Origin of the sequence: Nocardioides sp. GCM10030259 (assembly GCF_042666375.1) — a bacterium.
GTDB lineage: Bacteria > Actinomycetota > Actinomycetes > Propionibacteriales > Nocardioidaceae > Nocardioides.
This window is the reverse complement of the sequence record NZ_JBHTDF010000026.1, coordinates 365,552-390,015: the sequence shown is the minus strand read 5'-3', so window position 1 is coordinate 390,015 and position 24,464 is coordinate 365,552. Positions and strand designations below refer to the sequence as shown.

The 24,464-nt window shown below is 72.9% G+C and carries 22 protein-coding genes; 10 read left to right on the top strand and 12 right to left on the bottom strand.

Annotated features, from left to right (window positions below):
* Positions 1-2: 2 nt before the first annotated feature.
* Genes ACFQQI_RS25420 through ACFQQI_RS25405 form a run of 4 tightly spaced genes read right to left on the bottom strand, consistent with a single transcriptional unit; the run spans position 3 to position 5,765 of the window.
* Entirely contained in the window at positions 3-1,238 is a 1,236-nt protein-coding gene (locus tag ACFQQI_RS25420) for a DUF6986 family protein (RefSeq protein WP_378569506.1), read from the bottom strand.
* Positions 1,235-2,074 (bottom strand): xanthine dehydrogenase accessory protein XdhC, encoded by an 840-nt coding sequence (gene xdhC, locus ACFQQI_RS25415; RefSeq protein ID WP_378569505.1) that lies wholly within the window; start codon positions 2,072-2,074, stop codon positions 1,235-1,237. Before xdhC ends, ACFQQI_RS25420 begins: the two co-directional genes overlap by 4 nt.
* On the bottom strand, positions 2,071-4,371 hold the full coding sequence (gene xdhB / locus ACFQQI_RS25410; protein ID WP_378569503.1) for a xanthine dehydrogenase molybdopterin binding subunit: 2,301 nt from the start codon (positions 4,369-4,371) through the stop codon (positions 2,071-2,073). The genes xdhC and xdhB overlap by 4 nt, the downstream gene beginning before the upstream one ends.
* The gene (locus ACFQQI_RS25405) at positions 4,368-5,765 is read right to left on the bottom strand and encodes a xanthine dehydrogenase small subunit (RefSeq protein WP_378569501.1); all 1,398 of its coding nucleotides are present in this window, start codon (positions 5,763-5,765) and stop codon (positions 4,368-4,370) included. The genes xdhB and ACFQQI_RS25405 overlap by 4 nt, the downstream gene beginning before the upstream one ends.
* 271 nt (positions 5,766-6,036) lie before the next feature.
* On the opposite strand from ACFQQI_RS25405, the gene ACFQQI_RS25400 reads away from it, so the two are divergent.
* A complete protein-coding gene (locus tag ACFQQI_RS25400) occupies positions 6,037-7,002 on the top strand; it encodes an ROK family protein (protein WP_378569499.1) in 966 nt (321 codons plus the stop codon).
* On the opposite strand, the gene ACFQQI_RS25395 is transcribed toward ACFQQI_RS25400, so the two are convergent.
* The 3 genes from ACFQQI_RS25395 to ACFQQI_RS25385 form a co-directional block, all read right to left on the bottom strand.
* Positions 6,935-8,179 (bottom strand): TIGR00300 family protein, encoded by a 1,245-nt coding sequence (locus ACFQQI_RS25395; RefSeq protein WP_378569498.1) that lies wholly within the window; start codon positions 8,177-8,179, stop codon positions 6,935-6,937. The two genes, ACFQQI_RS25400 and ACFQQI_RS25395, sit on opposite strands and share 68 nt — an antisense overlap.
* Before the next feature lie 361 nt (positions 8,180-8,540).
* Positions 8,541-9,062, bottom strand: coding sequence for a hypothetical protein (locus ACFQQI_RS25390; RefSeq protein WP_378569496.1), 522 nt, complete (start codon positions 9,060-9,062; stop codon positions 8,541-8,543).
* Positions 9,063-9,093: 31 nt separating this feature from the next.
* On the bottom strand, positions 9,094-9,867 hold the full coding sequence (locus ACFQQI_RS25385; RefSeq protein WP_378569494.1) for an alpha/beta hydrolase: 774 nt from the start codon (positions 9,865-9,867) through the stop codon (positions 9,094-9,096).
* Between the two features lie 59 nt (positions 9,868-9,926).
* On the opposite strand from ACFQQI_RS25385, the gene ACFQQI_RS25380 reads away from it, so the two are divergent.
* The 3 genes from ACFQQI_RS25380 to ACFQQI_RS25370 are packed head-to-tail and all read left to right on the top strand — an operon-like array spanning position 9,927 to position 12,083.
* On the top strand, positions 9,927-10,652 hold the full coding sequence (locus ACFQQI_RS25380) for a lysophospholipid acyltransferase family protein (protein ID WP_378569493.1): 726 nt from the start codon (positions 9,927-9,929) through the stop codon (positions 10,650-10,652).
* An 18-nt stretch (positions 10,653-10,670) separates the two neighbouring features.
* Complete coding sequence (locus ACFQQI_RS25375) at positions 10,671-11,180, top strand: flavin reductase family protein (RefSeq protein ID WP_378569491.1); 510 nt, start codon at positions 10,671-10,673, stop codon at positions 11,178-11,180.
* Positions 11,181-11,186: 6 nt separating this feature from the next.
* Positions 11,187-12,083, top strand: a complete 897-nt coding sequence (locus ACFQQI_RS25370) for a hypothetical protein (RefSeq protein ID WP_378569489.1) — start codon at positions 11,187-11,189, stop codon at positions 12,081-12,083.
* Position 12,084: 1 nt separating this feature from the next.
* Here ACFQQI_RS25370 and ACFQQI_RS25365 read toward each other — a convergent pair whose 3' ends face one another.
* Both ACFQQI_RS25365 and ACFQQI_RS25360 read right to left on the bottom strand, forming a co-directional pair.
* Positions 12,085-13,563, bottom strand: coding sequence for an FGGY family carbohydrate kinase (locus ACFQQI_RS25365; RefSeq protein WP_378569487.1), 1,479 nt, complete (start codon positions 13,561-13,563; stop codon positions 12,085-12,087).
* Positions 13,560-14,387, bottom strand: coding sequence for a DUF1028 domain-containing protein (locus ACFQQI_RS25360; protein ID WP_378569485.1), 828 nt, complete (start codon positions 14,385-14,387; stop codon positions 13,560-13,562). Before ACFQQI_RS25360 ends, ACFQQI_RS25365 begins: the two co-directional genes overlap by 4 nt.
* Before the next feature lie 132 nt (positions 14,388-14,519).
* Between ACFQQI_RS25360 and ACFQQI_RS25355 the strand changes: the two genes are divergently transcribed.
* Both ACFQQI_RS25355 and ACFQQI_RS25350 read left to right on the top strand, forming a co-directional pair.
* Positions 14,520-15,728 carry a pyrophosphate--fructose-6-phosphate 1-phosphotransferase gene (locus ACFQQI_RS25355; protein WP_378569483.1) on the top strand — a complete coding sequence of 403 codons (1,209 nt, stop codon included), beginning with the start codon at positions 14,520-14,522 and terminating at the stop codon, positions 15,726-15,728.
* 45 nt (positions 15,729-15,773) lie between these two features.
* Positions 15,774-16,802, top strand: coding sequence for a 6-phosphofructokinase (locus tag ACFQQI_RS25350; RefSeq protein ID WP_378569481.1), 1,029 nt, complete (start codon positions 15,774-15,776; stop codon positions 16,800-16,802).
* Here ACFQQI_RS25350 and ACFQQI_RS25345 read toward each other — a convergent pair.
* Positions 16,799-17,563 carry an endonuclease/exonuclease/phosphatase family protein gene (locus ACFQQI_RS25345; protein ID WP_378569479.1) on the bottom strand — a complete coding sequence of 255 codons (765 nt, stop codon included), beginning with the start codon at positions 17,561-17,563 and terminating at the stop codon, positions 16,799-16,801. The genes ACFQQI_RS25350 and ACFQQI_RS25345 overlap by 4 nt on opposite strands.
* A 55-nt stretch (positions 17,564-17,618) precedes the next feature.
* Between ACFQQI_RS25345 and ACFQQI_RS25340 the strand changes: the two genes are divergently transcribed.
* From ACFQQI_RS25340 to ACFQQI_RS25325, 4 genes are all read left to right on the top strand, one after another.
* A complete protein-coding gene (locus tag ACFQQI_RS25340; protein WP_378569477.1) occupies positions 17,619-18,191 on the top strand; it encodes a hypothetical protein in 573 nt (190 codons plus the stop codon).
* 81 nt (positions 18,192-18,272) lie between these two features.
* Entirely contained in the window at positions 18,273-19,742 is a 1,470-nt protein-coding gene (locus tag ACFQQI_RS25335; RefSeq protein WP_378569475.1) for an APC family permease, read from the top strand.
* A gap of 59 nt (positions 19,743-19,801) precedes the next feature.
* On the top strand, positions 19,802-21,142 hold the full coding sequence (locus tag ACFQQI_RS25330; RefSeq protein WP_378569473.1) for a class II 3-deoxy-7-phosphoheptulonate synthase: 1,341 nt from the start codon (positions 19,802-19,804) through the stop codon (positions 21,140-21,142).
* A gap of 34 nt (positions 21,143-21,176) precedes the next feature.
* A complete protein-coding gene (locus ACFQQI_RS25325) occupies positions 21,177-22,169 on the top strand; it encodes a threonine aldolase family protein (RefSeq protein WP_378569471.1) in 993 nt (330 codons plus the stop codon).
* On the opposite strand, the gene ACFQQI_RS25320 is transcribed toward ACFQQI_RS25325, so the two are convergent.
* Positions 22,166-23,692: a methyl-accepting chemotaxis protein gene (locus ACFQQI_RS25320; RefSeq protein ID WP_378569469.1), complete on the bottom strand. Its 1,527-nt coding sequence runs from the start codon at positions 23,690-23,692 to the stop codon at positions 22,166-22,168. The two genes, ACFQQI_RS25325 and ACFQQI_RS25320, sit on opposite strands and share 4 nt — an antisense overlap.
* A gap of 57 nt (positions 23,693-23,749) precedes the next feature.
* The gene (locus ACFQQI_RS25315; RefSeq protein ID WP_378569467.1) at positions 23,750-24,460 is read right to left on the bottom strand and encodes a lipase family alpha/beta hydrolase; all 711 of its coding nucleotides are present in this window, start codon (positions 24,458-24,460) and stop codon (positions 23,750-23,752) included.
* Positions 24,461-24,464: the final 4 nt, after the last annotated feature.

Below are 24,464 nucleotides of genomic sequence, written 5' to 3'. Positions count from 1 at the left end.
TCCTACCGTCCGTGAGCGAGTGAGTGGAGGGTCGCGGCGGGCAGCGGGACCTCGTCGGGCGCGACGGCGCCGCAGTCGATGCCGCGGAGCACGTACGCCGCGAGCGCGCGCGCCGTGGCCGGCTCGTCCGCAGTGCCGCTCATCGTCTGGTTGACGTAGTCGCCGAGGCGTTCGAGCGAGCGCGCCAGCCCGCCGCGGTAGAACGCGTAGTTCGCGGCGTAGCGGGTCGGCAGCTGGGCCGGGTGCAGGTCCCAGCCCTGGTAGAAGCCGCGCTCGAGCCCGCGCCGGACCAGCCGGTGGTGGGTGGCCCAGGCGGCCGCGACCGCCGCCGCGTCGCCGACCGGCAGGATGTTGGTCGAGCCGTCGGCCAGCCACACGCCGGTGCCCGCTGCGGCCGCCTGCATGACGAGCTTGGCGTGGTCGGCGGCCGGGTGCTCCAGCGACTGGTGCTCCGCCGGGATCCCGCAGAACGCGGAGTAGTCGTAGGTGCCGTAGTGCAGGCCGCTGAGCCGGCAGCCGGCCACCTGCACCATGCGGGCGATCAGCGCGGTGCCGTCGGGGCCGAGGATCGACTGCGGCGTCTCGACCTGGATCTCGAACCGCAGTGCACCGTCCGCGAGGGCGAGCCCGCTCTCCAGCACTCCACAGGCGTGCACCATGGCCTCGACCTGCTCCACGCTGGTCACCTTCGGCAGCGTGACGACCCAGCCGTCGAGGCGTCCGCCGTCCGCCGCCAGCGCGGCCACGAACGACGTCAGGGTGCGGACGCCACGGCCCCTCGTCGGCGCCTCGAAGCTCTTGATCCGGATGCCGCCGAACGCCGCGGCCGTCCCGTCGGCCTGGCTGCGGGCGAGGGCCGTGGCGGTGCGCGCGACGTCGGCGTCCTCGTCGGCGTCGGACTTGTCGACGTAGCCGTCCTCGAAGTCGATCCGGAGGTCCTCGACCGGCTCGTGGACCAGCTTGTCGCGGACCCGGCGGACGACGTCGTCGTCCGCGACCAGCGTGGCGAAGGCGTCGGCGTGGTCGTCGAGGGCCCGCGTCGCGGCGACGCCGTACTCCGGCACGAGGTCCGCCGTGTACTGGTCCGCGGGGACGTAGACGGTGTGGACCGGCTGCCGTCCCGGCCGGCCGCCCGGGTAGGCGCGGGTGAGCATCGCGTCGGCGTTCGCCAGCCTCTCGTCGAGCTGGGCGGCGAGGTCGGCGGCGAGGCGCTGCGCGTCCGGACTGTCTCGGCTCACTCCTGGACCTGCCTCTCCTCGGCGGGGACGGCCGGCTCCAGGGACGCGAGCACGGCGGCGGCGACGGACACGGCGATCGCCGCGGGGTCCTTGCTGGTGGTGACGCCGGGGAGCCCGATCGGCGTGCGTACGTCGTCGATCCGGTGTGCCGGGATCCCCGCGTCGGCGAGCTGCGACCGGAAGCGCGACCACTTCGCCGACGACCCGATGAGTCCGATCGTGCCGAGGTGGTCGCAGCGCAGGGCGGCGTCGACGATGGCGAGGTCCTCGGCGTGGTCGTGGGTGAGCACGAAGATCCGGGTGCCGCCGGGCAGGCCGCCGAGCACCAGCTCGGGCAGCACGGGCACCTGGTGGACGTGCACCGCCGCCACGGCGTCGGTCAGCGGCGCCAGACGACGGTCGGAGAGCTGCTCGGCCCGCGAGTCGACCAGGTGCAGGTCGAGGTCGTGCCGGGCGAGGATGCGGGCGAGCTCGAGGCCGACGTGGCCCATCCCGAAGATCGCGACCGACGGCGCGACGGGCAGCGGCTCGAGCAGCACGGTGACCTCGCCGCCACAGCACTGGACGCCGTGCTCGATCGGGGCCTTGTCGGAGAGGCTGCAGGTGAACGACGACGGACCGGCCGCGCCCGAGTCGAGGCTCGCGCGGGCGCGGCGTACGGCGACCTCCTCGAGGTTGCCCCCGCCGATCGACCCCCACGTCTCCTCCCGTGTCACGACCATCTTCGCGCCGGACTCGCGGGGCGCGTGGCCGCGGACGTCGGTGACGGTGACGAGCACCCCGGGCCGGCGTTGCTCGCGCAGGTGGGCGACGGCCTGCCACCACGTGGTGATCACGGCCGGCTCCGTGCGGCGGACAGCGCCCAGTAGACCGCCTCGGGCGTGGCGGGGGAGGCGAGCTCGACGGCGCGACCGGGTGGCCCGAACGCCGCACACGCGTCGCGCAGCGCCTCGCGGACGCTCAGCGCGAGCATCAGCGGCGGCTCGCCGACGGCCTTGGAGCCGTAGATGGCCCCGTCCTCGTGCGCCCGCTCGAGCAGCGCGACGTTGAGCTCGGTGGGCATCTCGGAGAGCGACGGCAGCTTGTAGGTGGAGGCGCTGTTGGTCAGGAGCCGGCCCCGGCCCGGGCCGTCGGACTCGTCCCACCGCAGGTCCTCGAGGGTCAGCCAGCCGGCGCCCTGCACGAAGCCGCCCTCGACCTGGCCGAGGTCGACCAGCGGCGAGAGGCTGTCGCCCACGTCGTGCACGATGTCGACCCGGCGCGTGGTGTAGGTGCCGGTGAACCCGTCGACCTCGACCTCGGTCGCGGCGACGCCGTACGCGAAGTACTTGAACGGGTGCCCCGTCATCGTGGTGGCGTCCCAGCTCAGGCCCTCGGTCCGGTAGAAGCCGGCGGCCCACAGCTGCACGCGTCGGTGGTACGCCGCCGCGACGAGCTCGTCCCAGGACGCGTCGGGCAGGTCGGCGCGCACCGCGACCAGCCTCGCCAGGATCTGGTCGCAGGCGTCCTTGATGGCGCCGCCGTTGAGGTCGGCGCTGGCGGAGGCGGCGGTGGCAGAGGTGTTGGGCACCTTGTCGGTCCGCGTGGGGGCGAGCCGGACCCGCGCCAGCGGCAGGCCGAGCGCGGTGGCGGCGACCTGGAGCATCTTGGTGTGCAGGCCCTGGCCCATCTCGGTGCCGCCGTGGTTGATCAGCACGGAGCCGTCCTTGTAGACGTGCACGAGCGCGCCGGCCTGGTTGAACGTCGTGAAGTTGAACGAGATGCCGAACTTGACCGGCGTCGTCGCCAGCCCGCGCTTGCGGTGCGGGTGCTCGGCGTTCCACGCCGTGATCTCCGCGCGGCGGGCGTCGAGGGCCGCGGTCTCGTGGACCTGCTCCCAGGCGGCGACCAGTCGCTCGGGGTGCCGCACCGGCTGGCCGTACGGCGTGGCCTGGCCGTCGACGTAGAAGTTGCGGCGGCGCAGCTCCGCGGGGTCGATCCCGAGCTCCGGTGCGCAGCGGCCGATGATGTCCTCGATCACCAGCATCCCCTGCGGTCCGCCGAAGCCGCGGAACGCGGTCTGCGAGGTCTTGTTGGTCCTGGCGACGCGGCCGTGCACGGTGATGTCGGGGATCCAGTAGGCGTTGTCGACGTGGCAGAGCGCGCGGGACAGGACGGGCTCGGACAGGTCGAGGCTCCAGCCGCCGTCGGAGGTGAGCGTCGCCTCGAGGCCGGTGAAGAGCCCGCCGTCGCCGAACCCGACGCGCCACGTCGCGTGGAACCCGTGCCGCTTGCCGGTCATCGACATGTCCTGGGCGCGCGTCAGCCGCAGCCGCACCGGCCGACCGGTGAGCGTCGTGCCGAGCGCGGCGACCGCCGCGAGGCCGTGCGGCTGCATCTCCTTGCCGCCGAAGCCGCCGCCCATGCGCAGGCACTGGACGGTGACCGCATGGTTGGGCACGCCGAGCACGTGCGCCACGATCTCCTGGGTCTCGGTCGGGTGCTGGGTGCTCGACTGGACGAACACCTGGCCGGCCTCGTCCACGAGCGCGAGCGAGCAGTGGGTCTCGAGGTAGAAGTGCTCCTGCCCGGAGAAGGCCGTCACCCCCTCGAAGACCCGCGTCGCCCGGGCCAGCCCGGCCGCGGAGTCGCCGCGGGCGACCGTCGGTCGGGCGCCCTGGTAGCTCTCGGCGGCGATCGCCTCGTCGACGGTGAGGATCGACGGGAGGGGCTCGTAGGCGACGTCGACCGCGGCGGCGCCCAGCCGGGCCGCCTCGAGGGTCTCGCCGAGCACCCAGCACACCGCGTGACCGTGGTACATCACCTCGCTCGGGAAGAGCGGCTCGTCGCCCTTGGCGCCTGCGTCGTTGACGCCCGGCACGTCGGCGGCCGTGAGCACCCGGACGACGCCGGGTACGTCGTACGCGCGCGCCACGTCGAGGTCGGTCACCAGCGCGTGCGCGTGGGGTGCCTGGACGGGGTGGGCGTGCAGCACGCGGTGCGTGCCGATGACGAGGTCGTCGGTGTAGAGCGCGTGCCCGGTGACGTGCGCGGCAGCGCTCTCGTGGTGCAGCGCCTCGCCGACGACCGGGTTGTCGGGGCGTCGGCTCAGCGGGCTCGGGGCCGGCTGGGCCGGCCGGGTGGTCGTGGTCATGCTGGCTCCTCTGCGTACAGCCGGCGGAGCGACTCGGCGAGCATCGCGGTGCGGTAGGCGGCGCTGGCCCGCTGGTCCGAGATGGGCGTCGCCTCGCCGCTCAGCACGCCGGCGGCCTCCTCGACGACGTCGTGCGTCCACGGACGGCCCTCGAGCGCCGCCTCCGTCGCGACGGCCCGGACCGGGGTGGCGGCGACGCCGCCGAGCCCGATGCGTGCCTTGCGGACCCGCCCGTCGCCGATGTCGAGGGCGAAGGCGACGGCGACGGACGAGATGTCGTCGAACCGGCGCTTCGCGATCTTGTGGAAGGCGGTCACGGTGCTGGCTGGCATCGGTACGACGACCTCGGTGATCAGCTCGCCGGGCCGGCGTACCGACTGCCGGTAGGCGGTGAAGTACGCGTCCAGCGGGACGGTCCGGTGGCCGTCGATGTCGGCGAGCACGACGCCGGCCTCCAGGGCGAGCAGGGCCGGCAGGGTGTCGCCGATGGGCGACCCGGTGCCGAGGTTGCCGCCGAGGGTGGCGCCGTTGCGGATCAGCGGCGAGGCGAACTGCGGCATCACCGCCTCCAGCAGCGGCAGCCGGCCGTCGAGCCGGCGCTCGATCTCGGTGAGGGTCAGGGCGGCGCCGATGCGGATCTCGGTGTCGGTGACCGACCACCCGCGCAGCTCCGAGAGCCGGTCGACGGCGACGACCAGGTCGGCCCGGCTGCCGCGCAGGTTGACGTCCACGCCCCAGTCGGTGCTGCCGGCGACGACGACGGCGTCGGGCCGGTCGTGGAGCGCGCCCAGGGCCTCGTCGAGGGTCGCGGGCCGCAGGTAGGCGGCGTGACCGTCGCTGAGGTCGGTCCGGCTCGGGTCCGGCGCCGGGTGCGTGCAGCGGGCGGCGAGCCGGTCGTCGCTGTCCGGGAGGTCGAGTGCGAGCGCGGCGTCGCGGATGGGCCGGTAGCCGGTGCACCGGCAGAGGTTGCCGCTGATGGCATGCAGGTCGAACCCGTCGGCCCCGTCGGCACGGGCGGGTCGGTAGAACTCGGCGGCCATGCTGCAGACGAAGCCGGGCGTGCAGTAGCCGCACTGCGAGCCGCCGCGCACCGCCATCTCCCGCTGGACCGGGTGCAGGTCGTCGGGGGAGCCGAGCCCCTCGGCGGTGACGACCTCCTGGCCGTCGAGCGCCGCCGCGGGGACCAGGCAGGAGTTGACCGCGAGCCACTCGGTGGTGGCGGTGCCGTCGGCTGCGGGCCGGGCGACCAGGACCGAGCAGGCGCCGCACTCACCCTCGGCGCAGCCCTCCTTGGCGCCGGTGAGTCCGCAGCCCCGCAGGAAGTCCAGTGCGTTCGTGTGCACCGGAGTCCCGTCGAGGCTCCGGGGCTCGCCGTTCACGACGATGTGCGTCATGGGTGTTCCTTGCCGGAAGGAGTGGTGGGTTGCAGGAGCGGTCCGGCCGCTCGGTGCGCGCTGGGAGGAGCCGGTGCAGGCGGCTAGGCGCCGTGGGCGACGCGGCCACGCGTCCAGGCGGTCACGTGGACCTGCTGGCGGAGGTCGGTCTGTGCGGACTGCAGCACGGGACACCCCATCGGTGGGACGAAGCAAGGAAGATCCACAGAGTAGGAAGGCACCACGGGCCGGTCAATGACCCACCCGGGCCGGATCTGGTCGAATGACCCGCGTGAGTCTCTTCATCGGCGTCGACATCGGCGGGACCAAGGTGCTGGCGACGGCGGTCTCCAGGTCCGGGCGGGTGCTGCGCACGGCACGGCGTACGACGCCCGGGCGACGCGTCGAGGCGAGCCTGGTCGAGGACGCGCTGACCGAGGCGGTCCACGAGATCGCCGGGGTGCGCCGGATCAGCGCGATCGGGATCGCCGCGGCGGGGTTCGTCGACGCGCAGGGGGAGAAGGTGCGGTTCGCGCCGCACCTGCCCTGGCGCGACGAGGGCGTGCGGGCCCGGCTCGCCGAGCGCTGGAGCGCGCCGGTGGTGCTCGACAACGACGCCAACTGCGCGGCGCGCGCCGAGCTGACGTACGGCGCGGTGGGCGAGGCCGCCAACGCCATCGTGGTCACGCTGGGCACCGGCATCGGCGGGGCGGTGGTCCTCGACGGCGACGTCTTCCGCGGGCACAACGGCATGGCGGGGGAGTACGGCCACATGCAGGTGGTGCCCGACGGGCGGTCGTGCGAGTGCGGCGGCACGGGCTGCTGGGAGCAGTACTCCAGCGGCAACGCACTGGCCCGGTTCATGCGGGAGAAGGGCGTCGAGGACCTGACCGGAGCGGACATCACCGCCGCCGCGCAGGCCGGGGACCCGGTCGCGCTGGCGGCGTACACGGAGGTCGGCAGCTGGCTCGGTGTCGGGCTGGCCAACGTGGTCGCGGCGTTCGACCCCGAGATCGTCGTGGTCGGCGGCGGCGTCTCCGCGGCCGGCGACCTGCTGCTCGAGCCGGCCCGTCGCGCGCTGCGTGCGTCGCTGGTCGGCGCCGACCACCGCGCGATCCCGCCGGTCGTCCGCGCGGCGCTCGGCCCCGAGGCGGGGGCGATCGGTGCGGCCGACCTGGCGCGTCAGACCTTCAGGAGCGCCGGTACTCGGGCACGAGCTCGACGGCGAGCTGCTCGAGGAACAGCCCGACGTCGGTGACGATGCCGCGCGCCTGCGACGAGCCGCGATCGGCGAGCTTGGTGACGGTCGCCGGGTTGATGTCGACGCACACGAGCGGGATCGAGGCCGGGAGGATGTTCCCGGTCGCCACCGAGTGCAGCATGGTCGCGACCATCAGGCAGAAGCCGACGTCCTGGAGCTGCGCGCGCATCGCGCGCTGGCCGTCGATCACGTCGGTGTGGACGTCGGGCAGCGGGCCGTCGTCGCGCACCGAGCCGACCAGCACGAACTCCTTGTCGTGCGTGACCAGCGCGTGCATGATCCCGCCGGTCAGGACGCCGCTCTCGACCGCCTCGCGGATCGACCCGGCCTTGCGGATCTCGTTGATCGCGCGGATGTGGTGCTCGTGGCCGTGCTCGACGCCGCGGCCCATCGCGAGGTCCACGCCGAGGCTGGTGCCGTAGAGCGCCGCCTCGATGTCGTGCGTCGCGAGCGCGTTGCCGGCGAAGAGCACGTCGACGAAGCCGGCGTGCACCATCGCGACCATCGCCGGCGCGGCGCCCGTGTGGACGACGCCCGGGCCGCCGACCCACAGCACCTTCCGGCCGGCCGCCTTCGCCTCGCGCATGCCGTCGGCGACCTGGCGCACCAGCACCGCCTGCGGCTTCTCGGAGGAGACCTCGGACTCCATGAAGCCGAACGCCTCGGCGCTGGAGTCGGGCACCGGCACGCTGACGTGGATGCCGTCGGCGCCGGTGATCACCAGCATGCCGGCGCGGATGTCCGACATCGGCAGCGTGAAGACGCGCTTCGCGCGGCCGTCGGCGTCGCGCTCGAGCACGAGGCCGCAGTCCATCTCGGGGTTCTCGACGTGCAGCCACGCACCGTCGATGCGGACCCGGGTCTCGAGGTTGGTCGTCGAGTAGAACTGGTCGGGGAAGACGCCGTCCTGCTCGGCCTCCGTCACCTGCGCCGTGCCCGGGTCGACCTGGTTGACGCCGCGGGTCTGCAGCCGCATCAGCAGCCGCTGCAGCGCCTCGTCGTCCTCGGCGGTGACCGAGATGACCGCGTGCGAGGTGTCGTCCGTCTCGCGGCCCACGTCGAAGCGGTCGATCGTGTAGTCGCCGCCGTACTCCCGGATGTCGTCGAGGACCCGCGACAGGATGCCGTGGTCCATCAGGTGGCCGGTGATCTCGACGGTCTCGTTGGCGCTCACGTTCGGCACAGTAACGAAGTGGTCCGTCACCGCCGCACGCCGACTCACCGGACCGCATCGGTGGTCGAGCAGCGAGCGCCAGCGAGCGTCGTCGAGACCCCTGCACCCGACGGCGGCGCGCGGGTTGTGGGGGTCTCGACAGGCTCGACCACCGACGGTGCGCGGTTGCGGGGGTCTCGACAGGCTCGACCACCGGTGCCCGCGCCTCCGGTGGTCGAGCAGCGAGCGCCAGCGAGCGTCGTCGAGACCCCCGCACCCGACGGCGGCGCGCGGGTTGCGGGGGTCTCGACAGGCTCGACCACCGAAAAGCGCGCGGTTCTGGGGGTCTCGTCAGGCTCTACTACCCGAGCCCTGCAGCCGCTCAGACCTGCGCGCCGTCGTCCCAGGGGTCACGGGGTCCGCGCGGCATCGTCACCACGAGGTAGACGAAGCCGCCCACGAAGCCGGAGACGAGCAGGTAGCCCAGCCAGCTCGGCAGGTCGATGCCGACGATCAGCGCCACCAGCAGGATCAGCGGCGACCCGAAGACCCCGGCCCAGGCGAGGCCGCGGTCGGGCCGGACCTGCGGCAGCGGCGGGGGCGGCGGGGGGACGTAGCCGTCCTCGACGTCCTGCGGGTCCGCGACCGCTTCCTGGGGCTCATGGCCGACGTACGGGTCGTCGGCGTCGTCGACGACGAACGCCTGGGGGTCGCCGAACCGTCCGCCGAACGGGACGTCGGTGGCCGGCGCCTCGGAGGCCGGCGTCTCGGCGACCGGGGGCTCGTCGAGCTCGGCGCGCTCGCCGTAGTTGTCGACGATCTCCTGCCAGGCGCGCTCGTCGGCGGTCTGGTCGTGGTCGCCGCGGTCGTCGCGCGGGTCGCGGGGGTCGCGGGGGTCCGGCACAAGAACGAGCGTAAGCCCCCGACGTGAACTGCTACGAAATGGATGTCACGCGGGCGACGAAGGCCGCGGACTCGTCGAAGATCCGCTGGGCGTCGTTGTCGACGGTGGCGACGTGGTAGCTGTCCTCGAGGCGTACGACGCTCACGTCGGTCGACGAGACCCGGCTGGTGATGATCGGCTCGGACGCCTCGTCGACGACGTGGTCCTCGGTGGAGCGCAGGTAGAGGATCGGGGCGGTGATCCTCGGCAGGTCCGCGATGAGCGGCGGCCACGCCTGGAAGAGGGTGTGGATCGCCTTGAGCGGGGTGCGCGCGTAGCCGTGCTCCTCGGCGCCGGGCTTCTTGATGTCGTCGGCGAGGCCGGGGAAGGACTTCACGAGGTGCTTGAGCACCGGCAGCAGCTTGACGTCGAGCCGCTTGGTGGCGACGGCGGGGTTCACGAGCACCAGGCCGGCGACGTCGTCTGGCCGGTCGGCCGCGAGCCGCAGGGCCAGCGCGCCACCCATCGAGAGGCCGCCGACCACGACCGCGTCGTTGTCGGCCACGAGCCGGTCGAAGGCCGCGCTCAGCTCGGCGTACCAGTCCGCCCAGGTGAGCGTGTTGAGCTCCTGCCAGGTGGTGCCGTGACCCGGCAGCCGCGGCACCTCGACGGCGTACCCCTGCCCGGCCAGCGACTCGCCCCAGGGCTTGATCGACGCCGGCTGGCCGGTGAAGCCGTGGCTGAGCAGGACGCCGATGCGGCGGCCGCCGGTGTGGTCCGGCTGCGCCGGAGCGGAGAGCGGCGCGGCGAGCGGGTGGATCGTCATGGGTGGATGGTAGGGCTAGAGTTCCCCGTGGACGGTCGGATGTCGGAAGGGCTGCGGCGGTGTTCTACTGGTTCCTCAAGTGGGTGGCGATCGGGCCGTGGCTCAAGCTCGTCTTCCGGCCCCGCCTCGAGGGCGAGGAGAACGTCCCCGCGCTGGGTCCGGCGATCCTGGCCAGCAACCACCTCTCGTACGCCGACTGGCTCTTCATGCCGCTGCGGCTGCCGCGCCGAGTGACGTTCGTGGCGAAGGCGGAGTACTTCACCGGCAAGGGCGTCAAGGGCTGGCTGCAGCGCCTCTTCTTCGGCGGGTCCGGCCAGGTGCCGATCGACCGCGCCAGCGGCTCCGCGGCCGAGGGCGCGCTCTCGGCGGCGAAGCGGATCCTCGCGGAGGGCCACCTCTTCGGCATCTACCCGGAGGGCACCCGCTCGCACGACGGCCGGCTCTACCGCGGCAAGACCGGCGTCGCCCGGCTCGCCCTCGAGTCGAAGGTGCCGGTGATCCCGGTCGCGGTGGTCGGCACCGACGTGGTCGCGCCGCCGGGCAAGACGTTCGGCCGGTTCACGCGGCCGCTCGTGCGGTTCGGCAAGCCGCTGGACTTCTCGCGCTACGAGGGCATGGAGAACGACCGCTACATCCTGCGGTCGATCACCGACGAGATCATGTACGAGATCATGCGGCTCTCCGGCCAGGAGTACGTCGACATGTACGCCACCCGGGCGAAGGAGCTGTCGAAGGCCGACAAGGACGGCGACCACGGCGAGGACCAGTCCCGGCTCGCCTCGTGACGACCGGGTGACGGCTCCGTGACGATCCACGACACGCACCCGTTCGCGGACCCCGACCGGGATCCCGTACGCCGCTTCCGCGGCCGGCTCGGTGGGACCGTCTCGCTCGTCACCACCGCTGACGCGTCCGGCCGCGCCGGGCTGACGGTCTCGTCGCTGATGGTCGCGAACGGCGACCCGCCGCGCGTGCTGGTGCTCGTCGACCCCGACAGCGACCTCGCCGACGCGGTGGCCCGCACCGGCCGGGCGGTCGTGCAGCTGCTGTCGTGGACGCACCGCGACCTCGCCGAGGCGTTCGCCGGCACCGCCCCCGCCCCGGGAGGCCCGTGGCGGATGGCGGCCTTCACCGACACCGAGTGGGGCCCGCGGCTCGCGGACGCCTCGACCTGGGCCGGCGTGACGGTCGAGTCGGCCGCCGAGGTCGGCTGGTCCCGGCAGCTCACCTGCGTGATGGAGTCGGTGACCGTCGGCGACGACGCCGAGCCGCTCGTCCACCGACGTGGTCGCTACGTGAGGCAGACGAGATGACGGCACATGGCTGACGAGCTGCTCGAGATCGCCGACGAGCTGTACGGGCTGCCGCTCGCCGACTTCACCCCGGCGCGGGACGCGCGTGCGAAGGAGCTCAAGGGCACGCCGCTCGCCGCGCGGGTCAAGTCGTTGCGCAAGCCGTCGATCGCGGCCTGGGTCGCCAACCTGCTGGTGCGACGCGACGCCGAGCAGGTCGACCAGGTGCTCGCGGTCGGTGCCGCCCTGCGCGAGGCGCAGGAGTCGATGTCGGCCGACGAGCTGCGGGCGCTGACTCGCCAGCGGCGGCAGCTCACCGCGGCCGTCACGACCGGCGCCCGGCGGATCGCCCGCGAGGAGGGCACCAAGGTCACCCAGGCGGTGGCCGACCAGGTCGAGGCCACGCTCACCGCGGCGATGGTCGACGAGCGCTGCGGCCAGGCGCTGCGCAGCGGGATGCTCGTCGCCGCGCTCACGACCACCGGGCTCGAGCCGGCCGAGGTGGAGGGCGCGGTGGCGGTGCCCGAGGCCCTGGGCTTCGTGGCGCCGCCACGGGAGGTCGAGCCGCCGGGCCGACCCGACCTGCACGTCGTACCCGATCCCGAGGCGGACCAGAAGGCCGTCCGGGCGGCCGAGGACGCGCTCGAGCAGGCGGAGGAGGCGTACGCTGGGGCCGAGGCCGCCCACGGCGACGCGGCGGCGGCGGTCGAGACCCTCGAGGCGCGCGGCCTGCAGTTCCAGTCCGAGATCGCCGAGCTGCGCAGCCGGATCGACGAGCTCGAGGCCGCCGCGGAGGAGACCGACGAGGAGCTGGCCGAGGCCGAGGAGGCCCGTACCGAGGCCCAGTCCGACCTCGACGCGGCCACCAAGGTGCGTGCTGCCGCGCAGGCCGAGCTGGAGAGGTTGAAGGGACTATCCCGATGACTCAGTCCGCCCAGCCCTTCGCGAGCTCGACGGCGCGGGTCCAGCGGGCGTGGGCGGCGTCGGGCTCGGTTCGGTCGGGGACGGGGTCGAAGCGGCGGTCGAGGGTCCAGGTGTCGCGCAGGTCATCGGTGGAGCTCCAGAGGCCGACGCCGAGGCCGGCGAGGAAGGCGGCGCCGAGGCCGGTGGTCTCGACGACGGTCGGCCGCTCCACGGGCACGCCGAGCTGGTCTGCCTGCAGCTGGCAGAGCAGGTCGTTGCCGGAGGCGCCGCCGTCGACGCGCAGCGCCGAGAGCGCCGGCATCACGTCGAGCACGTCGCGGACCTCGAACGCGATCGCCTCCAGCGTCGCGCGGACGAGGTGGGCGCGGGTGGTGCCGCGGGTGATGCCGACGATCAGGCCGCGGGCCTGCGGGTCCCAGTACGGTGCGCCGAGCCCGGTCAGCGCCGGCACGAACACCACGCCGCCGCTGTCGGTCACCGTCGACGCGACCGCCTCGGACTCGGCCGCCGAGCCGACGAGCTGGAGGCCGTCGCGCAGCCACTGCACGGCCGCGCCGGTCACGAAGATCGAGCCCTCGGAGCAGTAGGTCATCGCGCCTTCGGGGGAGCGCCAGGCCGCCGACGCCAGCAGCGCGTCGGAGCGCTGCACGTCGCTGCCGGTGTTGGTGAGGATGAACGACCCGGTGCCGTAGGTGCACTTCGAGTCGCCCTCGTCGAAGCAGGTCTGCCCGAACAGCGCCGACTGCTGGTCGCCCGCGATGCCGGCGATCGGCAGCGACAGGCCGAGGAACGTCGCCGGGTCGGTCGTGGCCAGCTCGCCCCAGTTGGGCACCAGCTCGGGCAGCGCGTCGCGCGGTACGCCGAACAGCTCGCAGAGCTCGTCGGACCAGTCACCCGCCTCGAGGTCGAAGAGCAGCGTCCGGCAGGCGTTGGAGACGTCGGTGACGTGGTAGGTGCCGCGCGTCATCCGGGCGATCAGGTAGGAGTCGACGGTGCCGATCGCGTAGCGGCCCGACTCGACCAGCGCCCACGTGTGCGGCTCGTGCTCGGCGAGCCACATCAGCTTGGTGCCGGAGAAGTACGGGTCGAGCCGCAGGCCGGTCAGCTCGCGCACGCGGTCCTCGTGACCGTCGCCCTGCAGGCGCGTGCACAGGTCGGAGGTACGCCGGTCCTGCCACACGATCGCGCGTCGTGGTGACCCGAGCGTCTCGCGGTCCCAGAGCATGACCGTCTCGCGCTGGTTGGTGATGCCGATGCCGCGCAGCCGACCCGCGTCGTACCCCTTGAGCGCGGAGCGGCACGACTCCAGAGTCGCCTGCCAGATCTCCTCGGGTGAGTGCTCGACCCAGCCGGGCTTCGGGAAGTGCTGGGCGAACTCCTCGTAGCCACGCGCGACGATCCGGCCGTCGTGCTCGACGACGAGCGCCGTCACGCCGGTGGTCCCGGCGTCGATCGCGAGGACGGCGCCGCTGTCGGTCACCGGTCGGCCTCGGAGTCGCGGATGATCTCGAGGACGCGTACGTCGATCCAGGAGCCGTCGTCGGCGACCCGCATCTCGTAGTTCTCGGCGCCGACCCACGCCAGGAAGTCGCGATGGCCGAGCGCGGTCGCGAGCTCCTCGAGCTCCGCGGCGAGGTCGGGCGTGACCGGCACCTTCTCCTCCTCGGCGGATGCCGTCAGGTAGAGGTCGTTGAGCGCGAGCAGGCGGGCGAGCTCCACGATCGGCTCGCGGTGGTCGTCCACGCGGAGGTCGACCGCGATGTCGTCGAGGCCGGCGTACCCCGCCTCCTCCTTGACCACCAGCAGCGCCGCCGACTGCCGGCCGCGCGAGTCGCCGCCGGCCGCGTCGCCGGCGGCGAGGGCCTCGAGCAGCCGCTGCGCGAGCGGAGCCTCGGGGGAGGAGTCCAGCCAGGCGGCCTCCATCGCCGCGACGACCTCGTCACCGGCGAGGATGTTGCCCTGGATGGCGTAGCCGTCGCCGGTGACGCCGCCCGCCCAGTCGAGGCAGGCCGCACCGGTGTGGCTGGCGGCGTTGCCGTCGACGTCGACGATGCCGACCTGGCGTTGGTCGCGCCCGTCGTCCTCCTCCAACAGCCGCTGCAGCGCGACCGCTGCGGTGGCGCCGTCGTCGAGGTGGGCGAGCGCCTGGCCCTTGTAGGCGACGTTGGCGTGCGCCTGGGTCGCGATCGCGCCCACGCCCGCGACGGCGGCCGGGACCGCGGCACCGACCGCGAGGAACTTCGAGGCGACGGCCACGCCCCACGACTCACCGTCGGCGGAGCGGGCCACGATCGAGAACGTCATGGGCCGACCCTAGTGGTGTGTCGCACGATCGCGGTGTGCCTCTTGGTCTGGCCCGCTCCGCCCTTTAGTCTTGGAAGTACCAAAGCATGGTCTGATCGCGCCCGAACCCGAGGAAGAGGCTGAAGAGTCCCCATGACCGTCCGCCGCGTCGCCCTGCTCACCGCCGGTGGGCTCGCTCCCTGTCTGTCCTCGGCCGTCGGCGCCCTGATCGAGCGCTACACCGAGCTCGAGCCGGAGATCGAGATCATCGCCTACCTCAACGGGTACGCCGGTCTGCTCGGCGGCGAGCACATCACGGTCACCCCGGAGATGCGGGAGCGGGCGCACCTGCTGCACGGCTTCGGCGGCAGTCCGATCGGCAACAGCCGCGTGAAGCTCACCAACGTCAAGGACTGCGTGAAGCGCGGCCTGGTCGCGGAGGGTCAGGACCCGCTGCACGTCGCCGCCGAGCAGCTGACGAAGGACGGCGTCGACGTCCTGCACACCATCGGCGGCGACGACACCAACACCACCGCGGCCGATCTCGCGGCGTACCTGCACGAGAACGGCTACGAGCTGACCGTCGTCGGCCTGCCGAAGACGATCGACAACGACGTCGTGCCGATCAAGCAGTCGCTGGGTGCGTGGACGGCCGCCGAGCAGGGCGCGCTGTTCGCCGAGAACATCATCGCCGAGCACTCCTCGAACCCGCGGATGCTGATCATCCACGAGGTGATGGGCCGCCACTGCGGGTGGCTGACGGCCGCGACCGCCGCGAAGTACCGCGAGCGGCTCGGCACCCAGGAGTTCTCCGGCTTCGGCAACAACACCCGGGAGTGCTGGGACGTCCACGCCGTCTACGTGCCCGAGCTCGAGCTCGACATCGCGGCCGAGGCAGAACGGCTGAAGGCGATCATGGACGAAGCCGGCTGCGTCAACGTGTTCCTGTCCGAGGGCGCGGGCGTCTCGACGATCGTCGAGGAGATGCTGGCCCGCGGCGAGGAGCCGAAGCGGGACGCGTTCGGCCACGTCAAGATCGACACCATCAACCCCGGGCAGTGGTTCGCCAAGCAGTTCGCCGGCATGGTCGGTGCGGAGAAGACCATGGTGCAGAAGAGCGGCTACTTCTCCCGGTCCGCGGCCGCCAACGACGAGGACCTGGCCCTGATCCGGGCCTGCGCCGACCTCGCGGCCGTGGCCGCGCTGCGCGGCGAGAGCGGCGTCGTCGGGCAGGACGAGGAGGCCGGCGACGTGCTGCGCGTCGTCGAGTTCCCGCGGATCAAGGGCGGCAAGGCGTTCGACACCTCGACGCCGTGGTTCCGCGAGCTGCTGCAGCAGATCGGCCAGCTGAGCACCCACTAGAGTCGGTCGGGCTGGGCACGACCCCCCCTCGAGCCAGGAGCCGTCATGCGCGTCGGAGTACTCACCGGAGGCGGGGACTGTCCCGGCCTCAACGCCGTCATCCGGGCCGTGGTCCGCAAGGGCGTCAAGGAGCACGACTTCGAGTTCGTCGGCTACCGCGACGGCTGGCGCGGCCCGCTCGAGGGCGTGACGATGGAGCTCGGCATCGAGCAGTGCCGCGGCATCCTGCCGCGCGGCGGCACCATCCTGGGCTCGTCGCGCACCAACCCGTTCAAGGTCGACAACGGCGTGGAGCGGATCCAGGAGAACCTCGCGAAGGACGGCGTCGACGCGCTCGTCGCGATCGGCGGCGAGGACACGCTCGGCGTCGCCACCAAGCTCGCCGACCTCGGCGTCGACGTGGTCGGCGTGCCGAAGACGATCGACAACGACCTGTCCGGCACCGACTTCACGTTCGGCTTCGACACCGCCGTCAACATCGCGACCGAGGCCATCGACCGGCTGCACACCACCGCCGAGTCCCACCACCGCGTGCTCGTCGTCGAGGTGATGGGCCGCCACGCCGGCTGGATCGCGCTGCACTCCGGCATCGCCGGCGGCGCCAACATCGTGCTGATCCCCGAGCAGCCCTTCGACATCACCGAGGTCTGCGAGCTGATCGAGAGCCGGTTCGAGTCCCGCTACTCGCCGATCCTCGTGGTGTCCGAGGGTGCGGTCCCGCGCGAGGGCGGCGACATGACCCTCGTCTCGGGCGACCTCGACGACTTCGGCCACGTCCGCCTCGGCGGCATCGGCGACCGGATCGCCAAGGAGATCGAGACCCGCACCGGCAAGGAGGCCCGGGCCGTCGTGCTCGGCCACATCCAGCGCGGCGGCACGCCCACGGCGTTCGACCGCTGGCTGGCGACCCGCTTCGGCCTCCAGGCGATCGACGCGGTCGCCGACGGCGAGTTCGGCACGATGATGGCGCTGCGCGGCACCGACATCGTCCGGGTCCCGCTGATCGAGGGCACCGGCGAGCTCAAGCTCGTCAGCGCCAAGGAGTACGCCGAGGCGCAAGTCTTTTTCGGCTAGCCGATCTCGAGGTCGACGACCAGCGCGAGGTGGTCGGAGAGCGCCAGCCGCCGTGCCTCGGACGCCGTGGCGACGAGCGCGCCGTCGGCGAGCACGTGGTCGATCTGCCGGTCCGGGCTGTCGGCGGGGAAGGTCCGGTGCGCGGCCAGGGACACGAGCCCCGTGACCCGCTCCGCCCGTCGCGGACCCATGTTCAGGTCGCCGGTCAGCACGAGCGGGCGCCGCGCGTCGCGCAGGGCCCGCACGAGCTGGCGCAGCTGGCGGCCGTTCCAGTAGTGGAGGAACGACAGGTGCGTGTTGGCGACCGTCACGGACCCGGCCGGCGTCTCGACCTGCGCGGCCACCGCCACCCGCGGCTCGTCGCGCACCAGGCGGGGGAGCCGCTGGTCGTGCCAGCGCCACGGGCCGCGCGCCGGGAGCGCCGGCAGGCGCACCACCTCCCAGGCGGTCACCGGGTACCGGCTGAGCAGCGCCACGCCGTACCCCGCGCTGTCCGGCTGCTCCGCGCCGGTCGCGGCGGTCCACGTGGCGCCGGGGCTGCCGTCGAGCGCCGCCACGAAGCGGTGCTCGGCCGCGCCCATCGCGCCGGCCGCGACCGCGGTCAGGTCGGCGTGCGCGGATCGGGGCAGGTTGCGATCGACCTCCTGGAGGGCGAGCACGTCGGCATCCAGCTCACGCACCGCCGCTGCGAACCGCTCGACGTCGACGCGGTCGTCGGCCGGGGACCGGCCGTGCAGGATGTTGAAGGTCGCCAGACGCATCGTGTCGACGGTACCCACGGGCATGCGTCCGGTTGCCCGGGGTAACTCCACCTGTGTGAACGACGTCCAGTCGGGTCTGCGCGAGGCGCTCAAGCTCGTGGCGGTGGCCCTCAAGGAGGGCGGCGCTCCCTTCGCGCTGACCGGCGGCTACGCGCTGTGGGCACGCGGCGGCCCCGAGCCCGACCACGACGTCGACTTCATCGTCGCCGAGCAGGACGCCGCCGCTGCGGCGGAGCTCCTCGCCGGGCGTGGCCTCGACGTGGTGCAGCCGCCGGAGGACTGGCTGTTCAAGGTGTACGTCGACGGCGCGATGGTCGACGTCCTCTTCCGGGCCGGGGGCGACCCGGTCACCCACGAGCGGCTCGAGCACGTCGACCACATCGAGGTCGAGTCGGTGCTGATGCCGGTGCTGACGGCGACGGAGCTGATGGTCGACAAGCTCAACGCGCTCGAGGAGCACGCCTGCGACTTCGGTGCGGTCGTCCCGGCCGCGCGGGCGGTGCGCGAGCAGGTCGACTGGGCGGTGGTGGCGGAGCGCACGGCGGACAACCCGTTCGCCGAGGCGCTGCTCTTCCTGCTCGGCCGCCTCGGCGTACACGCGGAGGGTCCGGATGCTGGCGGATCGTGACGGGTGGGGCCAGAGTGGGTTCAGCACCACTCGACTGGGGGACGCTGCACCTCGACTGATGACCACCACGAGGAGGCCACGATGACCACCGCCGCTCCCGAGTCGCAGGACGTGAACGGTCCGAGTCCCGATCTCAAGCGGGTGATGGGACCCAAGCTCCTCCTGCTGTTCATCGTCGGAGACATCCTGGGCGCCGGGGTGTACGCCGTCACCGGCCAGATGGCCGGCGTCGTCGGCGGCATCGTGTGGCTCCCGTTCCTGGTCGCCTTCATCGTCGCGAGCCTGACCGCGCTGTCCTACCTGGAGCTCGTGACGAAGTACCCCCAGGCCGCGGGTGCCGCGCTCTACGCGCACAAGGCGTTCGGCATCCACTTCGTGACGTTCCTGATCGCGTTCGCGGTGATCTGCTCGGGCATCACCAGCGCGTCGACGTCGGCGAACGTGCTGGCGCAGAACCTCACCGGCGGCCTGGTGGCCAACGGCTGGATGGACTCCGAGCCCAGCACGGGCACGATCACGATCATCGCGCTGGCGTTCATGGTGCTGCTGGCGCTGATCAACCTGCGCGGCGTCGGCGAGTCCGTGAAGTTCAACGTGCTCCTGACCCTGGTCGAGATCACGGCGCTCGCGATCGTGATCGGCGTCGGCTTCTACTCGATCGCCCAGGGCGACGGGGACTTCAGCCGGGTGACGACCTTCGAGAACCCCGAGGACAAGGGCCTCTTCCTCGCGGTCACGGCCGCCACGTCGATCGCGTTCTTCGCGATGGTCGGCTTCGAGGACTCGGTGAACATGGTCGAGGAGACCAAGGACCCGGAGCGGATCTTCCCGCGCACGATGCTCACCGGCCTCGGTATCGCGGTGATCATCTACATGCTCGTCGCGATCTCCACGGTCACCGTGCTCACCTCGGAGCAGATCGCCGGCGCCGCCGACGGTCGTGCCCTGCTGGAGGTCGTGCGGGTCGGCGCCCCCGACTTCCCGATCGACAAGGTCTTCCCGTTCCTCGCCGTGTTCGCGGTCGCCAACACCTCGCTGATCAACATGCTGATGGCCAGCCGCCTGCTCTACGGCCTGGCCAACCAGGACGTGCTCCCGCGCACGCTCGGCAAGGTGTCGCCCAACCGCCGCTCGCCGTACGTCGGCGTGATCTTCTCGACGATCCTGGCGCTCGGCCTGATCCTCTACGTCGCCAACCGCGCCGAGGACGACATCGTCGTCAACCTCGCGTCGGTCACGGCGCTGCTGCTGCTCTGCGTGTTCACCATCGTCAACATCGCGTGCCTCGTGCTGCGCCGCGACGGGCGGGAGAGCAGGTTCCGCTCGCCGGGGCTCACGCCCGCCCTCGCGGCCGTGCTGTGTGCGTTCCTCGTCGGCCCGTGGGTCGACCGCGACGGCATCGTCTACGAGATCGCGGCGGGCCTGCTGCTGATCGGCATCGTGCTGTGGGCCTTCACCTGGCTGACCAACCGGGCGGTCCGCGCCAAGCGGACCGGCTTCCGCGACATCGACCACATGGAGGACGGCGTCGACGACCGACGGGACCACTGACCGTCTCGCGGGATCTCGAGGAATCGGGGGAGCACCGCCGACCGCCGTACCCTTGACGGGTGAGCACCACCGTCCCCGATCTCGCCACCCTGCACGCGCGCGGAGCAGCGCAGCAGCCGACCTACCCCGACGCGGAGGCCGTTGCGGCCAACGTCGCGCGCCTGCGCACGATGCCGCCGCTGGTGTTTGCCGGTGAGTGCGACGAGCTCAAGGCCAAGATGGCGGCGGTCACGCGGGGTGAGGCGTTCCTGCTCCAGGGCGGCGACTGCGCGGAGACGTTCGCCGAGGTCACGGCCGACAACGTCCGCAACAAGCTGCGGGTGCTGCTGCAGATGGCGGTCGTCCTGACGTACGCCGGGTCCGTGCCTGTCGTGAAGCTCGGCCGGCTCGCCGGCCAGTACGCCAAGCCGCGCTCCTCCGACACCGAGACCCGCGACGGCGTGACGCTGCCGGCGTACCGCGGCGACGCGGTCAACGGCTTCGACTTCACCCCGGAGTCGCGCATCCCCGACCCGAAGCGGCTGCTCGACGTCTACAACGCGTCGGCCGCGACGCTCAACCTGGTCCGCGCGTTCGTGACCGGTGGCTACGCCGACCTGCGGCAGGTGCACACCTGGAACACCGACTTCGTGCGCACCTCGGTCGCCGGGCAGCGCTACGAGACGATGGCGGGCGAGATCGACAAGGCGATCGCGTTCATGACGGCGATCGGCGCCGACCCGGAGGAGCTGCGCCGGGTCGACTTCCACTCCAGCCACGAGGCGCTGCTGCTCGAGTACGAGCACGCGATGACGCGCATCGACTCGCGCACCCAGAAGGCGTACAACGTCTCCGGCCACTTCGTGTGGATCGGCGAGCGGACCCGCCAGCTCGACGGTGCGCACGTGGAGTACTTCCGCCACATCCAGAACCCGATCGGCTGCAAGCTGGGCCCGACCGCGACCGCCGACGACGCGATCGCCCTCGCCTCGCGCCTGAACCCGGAGAACGAGGCCGGCCGGCTCACGTTCATCACCCGCTTCGGCGCCGGCAAGATCCGCGACGGGCTGCCCGAGCTGGTCGAGAAGGTCACCGCCGCCGGCGTGCAGGTCGCGTGGGTCTGCGACCCGATGCACGGCAACACGTTCGAGTCGAGCACCGGCTACAAGACCCGCCGCTTCGACGACGTCATCGACGAGGTCCAGGGCTTCTTCGACGTGCACCGCTCGCTCGGCACCTGGCCCGGCGGCGTCCTCGTCGAGATGACCGGCGACGACGTCACCGAGTGCATCGGTGGTGGCGAGGAGATCGACGAGGAGGGGCTCGCGCACCGCTACGAGTCCGTCGTCGACCCGCGCCTCAACCGCGTGCAGTCGCTCGAGCTGGCGTTCCTCGTCGCGGAGATGCTGCGCCAGGCCTGAGCCGGGGGAGTGTCGCGCCTGACAGGATGAGGCCGTGATCGACCTGCGCTCGGACACCCTGACGAAGCCCACCGACGACATGCGCGCCGCGATGGCGCGGGCCGAGGTCGGCGACGACGTGTACGGCGAGGACCCGACGGTCGCGCGGCTCGAGGAGCGCGTGGCCGGGATGTTCGGGCACGAGTCGGCGCTCTTCACGCCGACCGGGTCGATGGCCAACGTGCTGGCGGTTCGGTCCCTGGTCAGCGCCGGGCAGGAGGTGCTCTGCGAGGCGAGCGCGCACATCGCGCGGGCCGAGCTCGGGGCGCACGGTGCCTACACCGGCCTGACGATGCGCACCTGGATCGACCCGCGCGGCCAGGTGGACCTCGACACGATCAGGACGATCTTCGCGCCCGACATGGGCCCGTTCTTCGTGCCCACGGCGGCGATCTCGGTCGAGAACACCCACAACTTCGCCGGGGGAGCGGTGCTGCCGCTGCAGGACCTGCGCGACCTGCGCGAGTACGCCACCGGCGTCGGCGTCCGCGTCCACATGGACGGCGCCCGGGTCTGGAACGCGCACGTCGCGACCGGCACGCCGTTGACGGAGTACGGCGCGGTCGCCGACGTGCTGGCCGTCTGCCTGTCCAAGGGTCTCGGGGCGCCGGTCGGCTCGCTGATGGTCGGCAGTGCCGACGCGATCGCCGAGGCGCGGGTGTGGCGCAAGCGGATGGGCGGCGGCATGCGCCAGGTCGGCATCCTCGCGGCCGGCGGCCTCCACGCGCTCGACCACCACGTCGAGCGCCTCGCCGACGACCACACGCACGCGCGCCTGCTGGCCGAGGCGTGCGGCGTCGACCCGGAGACCGTCGACACCAACATCGTCGTCGTCCAGCGCGCGGACGCGCCGCAGTTCGTGGCGTCCGCACGCGATCAGGGCGTGCTGGTCTCGGCGGTCGGGCCGACCGCCGTACGCCTCGTGACCCACCTCGACGTCACGCCCGCCGACGCCGAGAAGGCCGCCGGGATCCTCAGCGGCCTCTAGCCGCGGCGCCAGGTTCGGGCGAGCTGCTCGGCCTCGGCGTAGGTCCCCACCTGGACCATCGGGAAGCCGAGGCTGTCGTCGGCCTCCTGCCAGCCCTGGTTGGCGAGGTCGGCGACGGCGTTGCGGGGCACCACGGTGACGAAGCCGCGGATCGAGGTCCGCATCAGCTTCGGCACGAACTCGCGCCCGATCCACGCGTTGGTCTCGGCGGAGTAGGCGCCGGTCGCGTCGCTGGAGTCGACGATCACCGTGCCGAGCCGGTGCCGCACGATGAGGTCGAGCTGCTGGCCGAGCGCCGGGCGTACGGCGTCGTCGGCGTGCCGCAGCCACCGCACCACCACGGCGTCGAGCGTCGGCTCGTGCCGCACCGTGACCGTGTCCTCGATCTCGAGCGCGACGCCGCCGGCGGGTCCGGTCTCGTGGACCACGACCTGCAGCGGCGGCAGCGTGAACCGGCCGGTGACCTCGCCGAGGCTGCGGGCGAGCTCGGCCAGCTCCCGCGCGGCCCGCTCGGTGTGCGCGAGCTGCTCGACCGCGCGCGTGGTCGCGCCGGCGACCGAGCCGACGGCGCCGGCGATGCCCTGCGACCCGTCGGCCGCGTCGGCCAGCAGGCGGCTCATCTCGCTCGTGGTCGCGGTCTGCTCCTCGACGGCGCTGGCGATCGTGGTCTGGTAGTCCGCGAACCGCGAGACGACCTCGGTGGTGCGGTCCAGGAAGGTGATCGCCTCGCGGGTGCCGGACTGGAGGGTCGCCACGCGTTCGGTGATGTCCTCGGTGGCGCGCGCCGTCTCCTGGGCCAGCTGCTTGACCTCGTTGGCGACGACGGCGAAGCCGCGGCCGGCCTCGCCGGCCCGCGAGGCCTCGATGGTGGCGTTGAGCGCCAGCAGGTTGGTCTGCTCGGCGATCGCGGTGATGAGGCGTACGACGTTGCCGATCTGCTCGCTCGCGGAGCCGAGCTGGCCCATCACGGTCGTGGTCTGGCCGGCGAGCGCGACCGCGTCCTGGGCGACCGACACCGACTCGGTGACGTTGGTGGCGATCTCGCCGATGGAGTCCCGCAGCTCGGTCGCGCCGGCCGCGACCTGGGAGAGGCGCTGGGAGACGGAGTCGGCCGTGCTGCTCACCGTGGTCGCCTGCTCGGACGTCTCGGCGAACGCGGCGCCCATGGACTCGGCGGCGCCCGCGACCGCGGCGGCGGTGCCGTCGAGCGACCCGGCGGAGTCGACGACGCTGCGCACGGCGTCGCGCACCTGGGCGGCAGCGGCGTCGAGGGCCTGCCCGAGGCGGTCGGTCGCCTCGCCGGTCGCGGTCAGGTCGCCGGTCGCGAGGCGCTCGGCGCGGGTGATCGCGGGGTCGAGCTCGCCGGTCAGCGAACGGCGTACGACGACGCCGGCGACGACCGTCGCCGCGAACGCCACCAGGGCCAGGGCGAGGACCGCCGGGTCGCCGAACCGGGCCACGGCGAGCGCGAGCTCGGCCACGGCAGCCACGCAGAGCAGGGGGAGGACCGCAGTCCGCGTCATGTAGGGGTCTCCTTCTCGGGGGACCCCCCTATCGGCGGGCGAACCGCCGACCTGAGGTCACTCGGACGCGCAGCTCGAGTCGTCGGGCGCCGCCGGCGCGTCACCGTCCAGTACGGCGACCACGATCGCGGTCGCGGGTGGTCCGAGGAGGTCCAGGTGGGCCGCCGCGACGCCGGGGCAGACGTCCTGCAGGCGTACGTCGAGGGCGCCCTCGAGCCGCGCCGACTCGGCCGGCACCACGACGCCGTCGTCCTCGCTCCAGACGGCCACCCAGTCCGGCCCGGTCGGCGGCTCCCGGTCGTTCAGGTCGTCGAGCAGGTCGCTCCCGGCCAGGAGGTCGGCGCAGGTGCCGGTGCACGCGCTGCCCAGCACCGCCGGGTCCGTGCCCTGGTTGGGGGTCGCGACGGTGACGACGCGCCGGGCGACTTCGGCTCCGTCGCCGACGGCCCACAGCCGCGCGACCAGGCCGCCGGCGGAGAAGCCGACGACGTCGACCTCCGCGTCGTCGCCGGCCGCTGCGTCGAGCCGCGCCACCTGGTCGTCCCAGTCGCCCCAGGCGGGGTCGAGGTTCACGGGCCGTGCGTCCCGGCCGGCGGCCTCGAGGGCGCTCGCCAGGCGGGCCATGTCGCCGGCCGAGCCGCCGTACCCGTGCACGAGCAGCACCGGCGGCAGCGCACCGGACGGCGAGGCCGGTGGCGACTGCGGCTCGTCGGCGCCACAGCCCGCGACCGCCGCGAGGGCGAGGGCAGCGAGCACGAGGCGCCGCACGGGA

Bases quoted from the DNA above. Each gene is read 5' to 3' on its own strand.
- xdhB (WP_378569503.1), bottom strand. From the start codon at position 4,371: ATGACCACGACCACCCGGCCGGCCCAGCCGGCCCCGAGCCCGCTGAGC.
- ACFQQI_RS25350 (WP_378569481.1), top strand. From the start codon at position 15,774: ATGCGCGTCGGAGTACTCACCGGAGGCGGGGACTGTCCCGGCCTCAAC.
- ACFQQI_RS25345 (WP_378569479.1), bottom strand. From the start codon at position 17,563: ATGCGTCTGGCGACCTTCAACATCCTGCACGGCCGGTCCCCGGCCGAC.
- ACFQQI_RS25320 (WP_378569469.1), bottom strand. From the start codon at position 23,692: ATGACGCGGACTGCGGTCCTCCCCCTGCTCTGCGTGGCTGCCGTGGCC.
- ACFQQI_RS25360 (WP_378569485.1), bottom strand. From the start codon at position 14,387: ATGACGTTCTCGATCGTGGCCCGCTCCGCCGACGGTGAGTCGTGGGGC.
- ACFQQI_RS25355 (WP_378569483.1), top strand. From the start codon at position 14,520: ATGACCGTCCGCCGCGTCGCCCTGCTCACCGCCGGTGGGCTCGCTCCC.
- ACFQQI_RS25370 (WP_378569489.1), top strand. From the start codon at position 11,187: ATGGCTGACGAGCTGCTCGAGATCGCCGACGAGCTGTACGGGCTGCCG.
- ACFQQI_RS25405 (WP_378569501.1), bottom strand. From the start codon at position 5,765: ATGACGCACATCGTCGTGAACGGCGAGCCCCGGAGCCTCGACGGGACT.
- ACFQQI_RS25385 (WP_378569494.1), bottom strand. From the start codon at position 9,867: ATGACGATCCACCCGCTCGCCGCGCCGCTCTCCGCTCCGGCGCAGCCG.
- ACFQQI_RS25335 (WP_378569475.1), top strand. From the start codon at position 18,273: ATGACCACCGCCGCTCCCGAGTCGCAGGACGTGAACGGTCCGAGTCCC.